Here is a 1,733-nt window from a genome sequence, read left to right on the forward strand (position 1 = left end):
ACCGTCGTCGGCCCGCCGGCCCGCGCGGCGGAACTCCGTCCTGATGAAGTCCAGCCGCTCGGAAAACCTGGTGACCTTCGGGTATTCCATCATCCGGGCCCCTGATGCCCTGGCCGCGGCCAGCAGTTCCTTGCCCTTCGCGCCGCCCGCGTGCGTCAGGATGAGGACCACGTCCGGCGCCGGATTCTTCGCGTACCTAGCCAGCTCGGCCGCGACATCCTTGCCGGCATTCTGGGCCGAACGGACCGCGAGCACGCAGCCGCCGCCGAACAGCGAAGGCGAGGTGAGCGCGTCGAGCTCTCCGGGACCGAGCGCGGATGCGTCCAGGTCGTGGACGTCGCCGCCGGGGGCGGCGTCGCGGGCGGCGGCGATCAGGTCGCGGACGGCGCGGTCGACGAGGAACTCCTCCTCGCCGACGACGAGCGTGACCGGGACGACCTCGGTGGCGGGCGGGTTAACCGCGGTGCGCGCAGCCATGACCGCAGCATGCCATGCATGAGGCCCGAGTGCCGAACTAGGTGGCCGAGATCGGCTCGCCGCCGAGCCAGACGCGGCGCGGGGTCAGGCCGTAGGACCAGACGAAGGCGCCCTCGTGATCGGCGTCCCACAGCACCATGTCGGCGAGCCTGCCGCGGACCATCGCGCCGCGGTCGGGAGCGCGCAGCGCGTGCGCGCCGCCGATGGTGGCGGCGCGCAGCGCTTCCTCGACGCTCATCCCGAAGTAGGACACGGCCATGGAGATGACCAGCGACATCGAGGTGATGCCGGTAACGCCCGGGGCGTGGTCGGAACCGAGCGCGACCGCGACGCCCTTGTCCAGCAGGTCGCGCACTGGCGGACGGGTGCCGGTCTGCAGGGCCGGGCTGGGGCAGACTACGGCGGCCACGCTGGCCTGGGCCAGCGCCGCGACGTCCTCTTCCGTGGCCGCGTGCAGGATGTCGGCGGACGCGCAGCCGAGCTCGGCGGCCAGCCCAGCCGCGCCGGTGCGTGAGTCCCCGCAGGCGTGCACCCGCGGCAGCAGGCCCGAACGGCGGCCCGCGGACAGGATCCAGCGTGCCTCGTCCTCGGAGAACCGGCCCTCCTCGCAGTACACGTCCACGCTGTCCGCGCCGATCGCGGCCGCGTCCGCGCACCAGGAGCTGACCGCGTCGATGTAGTCGTGGCGGCGGCCGAAGAACTCCGGCGGCACCGCGTGGGCCGCCATGAACGTGACGTGCACCCTCGGCATGCCCTGCTCGCCTTCGAGCCCGCGCAGCATCCGCACGTCGGCCAGTTCGCCGTCCCTGGTCAGGTGGTATCCGGTCTTGGCCTCGAGGGTCGTGGTGCCGGACCGCAGCCAGCGGCCCAGCCGGGCACGCACGCCGTTGCACAGCGTCCAGGGGTCGGTGCCGCGGGTCACGGTGACGGTAGACGCGACGCCGCCGCCCGCGGCGGCGATCTCGGTGGGCGAGGAGCCGTTGGACCGCATAGCGAGCTCCGCCCAGCGGTTGCCCGCGTACACCGGGTGAGTGTGGGCGTCGATCAGGCCGGGCGTGACCAGGCCGCCGCCCAGGTTCTCCACGTGGTCCACGTCGACGATGTCATCGACCACACCTGGGATGCGCTGAGGCAGCTCGGCCGCGGGACCGACCCAGGCGATCCGGTCGTCGCCGGTCACGATGGCGGCGTTGCTCAAGATCTCCGAGCCAGTCCACAGGCGACCGATGTTGGTCAGCAGCCGAACAGTCACCGGC

At 72.6% G+C, this 1,733-nt stretch carries 2 protein-coding genes; both read right to left on the minus strand.

Going from position 1 to position 1,733, the window contains the following annotated elements:
* Window positions 1–477 (minus strand): DNA polymerase III subunit delta (locus VH969_RS17695; RefSeq protein WP_527249162.1); only part of this gene is annotated, 477 nt, incomplete at its 3' end.
* A gap of 37 nt (window positions 478–514) precedes the next feature.
* Window positions 515–1,733 (minus strand): imidazolonepropionase (gene hutI / locus VH969_RS17700; protein WP_331975504.1); only part of this gene is annotated, 1,219 nt, incomplete at its 5' end.

Source organism: Actinophytocola sp. (assembly GCF_036555685.1).
Lineage (GTDB): Bacteria > Actinomycetota > Actinomycetes > Mycobacteriales > Pseudonocardiaceae > Actinophytocola.